Below are 1,343 nucleotides of genomic sequence, written 5' to 3'. Positions count from 1 at the left end.
AAGCAGATGCTCGAGCAGATTCCGGCACCGCGCCTGTGAGCCGTCCACACTGATGAAGCCGACTCGTCTGTTGCTGATCTGGCTGGGCACTCTGGCCGGCCTGTACATCCTCCTGGGAGCGGTGCGCGCCCTGGGTATCGAGGCCGTGCCACGCCTGGATTCGATCGCCTGGGGCCTGTTGCTGGCGCTGTTGCTGCTGGCACTGCTGGATGCTCTGCGCTTGTCGCGCCTGGCGTCGCCCGAAGTGCAGCGCCAGTTGCCCGGCAGCCTGCCCCTGGGACGCTGGAGCGAAGTGCAACTGGAGATCCGTCACCCTTATCGGCAAGCGCTTCAGGTGCAGCTGTTCGACCATCCGCCCCAAGGCTTGAGCTTTGAGCACCTGCCGCAATCGGTGAGCCTGGAACCGGGCCAGGTCAGCCGGGTGGGGTATAGCGTGCGACCGCTGCAACGAGGACATTTCAACTTCTTCCAGTGTGAAGTCAGCCTGCCCAGCCCACTGGGTCTGTGGAGCGCCAGACGACGGCTGAAAGTCCACGACAGCACCCGGGTCTACCCGGACTTCGCCCGCCTCTATGGCGCGCAGTTGCTGGCAGTGGACAACTGGCTCAGCCAACTCGGGGTGCGCCAACTGCAACGCCGGGGGCTGGGACTGGAATTCAATCAGTTGCGGGAGTTTCGCGAAGGCGACAGCCTGCGGCAGATCGACTGGAAAGCCACCGCCCGCCAGCGCACGCCCATCGCCCGGGAATATCAGGACGAGCGTGACCAGCAGATCATCTTCATGCTCGACTGCGGACGCCGCATGCGCAGCCAGGACGGTGAGCTGGCGCATTTCGACCATGCCCTCAACGCTTGCCTGTTGCTCAGCTATGTCGCGCTGCGCCAGGGCGATGCAGTGGGCCTCTACAGTTTTGCCGGAGAACGCTCGCGCTACCTTGCGCCGGTCAAGGGATCGGCCCAACTGAGCGTGCTGCTCAACGGCGTCTACGACCTGGACACCAGCCAGCGTCCAGCCGACTACCAGGCTGCCGCCAGTGAATTGCTGGCGCGGCAGAAGCGTCGGGCGCTGGTGGTGCTGGTCACCAACCTGCGGGATGAAGACGATCAGGAGCTGCTGACCGCGGTCAAGCGCATCAGCCGCCAGCACCGGGTAATGGTGGCCAGCCTGCGCGAGGAAGTTCTCGACCAGTTGCGCCAGAGCCCGGTGCAGACCCTGCCCGAGGCGCTGATCTACAGCGCGGCCGTGAACTACCTCAATAGCCGGGCCGAGCTCCATGAGCGCCTGAGCGCCCACGGCATCGCCCTGCTCGACGCCCGCCCAGGTGAGCTGGGGGCGGAACTGG

Annotated in this window: 1 protein-coding gene; it reads left to right on the top strand. The window is 65.5% G+C overall.

From position 1 onward, the window contains the following. Positions 1–52: 52 nt before the first annotated feature. Positions 53–1,343: DUF58 domain-containing protein (locus BLX41_RS18795; protein WP_148059754.1), on the top strand; the 1,291-nt coding region annotated here is incomplete at its 3' end.

The organism is Pseudomonas protegens, from assembly GCF_003732485.1.
In the GTDB taxonomy this organism is placed as follows: Bacteria; Pseudomonadota; Gammaproteobacteria; order Pseudomonadales; family Pseudomonadaceae; genus Aquipseudomonas; species Aquipseudomonas protegens_B.
The sequence above is the reverse complement of the archived record's forward strand: the minus strand, read 5'-3'. Positions and strand labels throughout refer to the sequence as shown.